Here is a 312-nt window from a genome sequence, read left to right on the forward strand (position 1 = left end):
GGCGACACCAGCTCGCTGCGGACCGGTCTCAGCGCCACCATCTCGGTGGTCGCCGGAGAGTTCGAAAACACGCTCTCCGTCCCGACCGCCGCACTCTCGGGCACCGGCACCAGCCGGACCGCGACCGTGGTGCACGACGACGCCAGCAACGAGCGGGTAGACGTCACGGTCGGTGTCGAGGGCGACTCCACGGTACAGGTGGCCTCCGGACTGACCGAGGGCGAGCGCCTCCAGCTCACCGCGACCACCGCGGGCCACGGCCACGGCTTCCCCAGAGGTTCCTTCCGCGGCGCGGGCGGCGCCGCTGGCGGC

1 pseudogene is annotated in these 312 nt (G+C 73.1%); it reads left to right on the top strand.

The window, feature by feature from the left end:
- Window positions 1–312: pseudogene (locus tag UK12_RS42560) on the top strand (RND transporter); the annotation flags it as partial.

Source organism: Saccharothrix sp. ST-888 (genome assembly GCF_000955975.1).
GTDB lineage: Bacteria > Actinomycetota > Actinomycetes > Streptomycetales > Streptomycetaceae > Kitasatospora.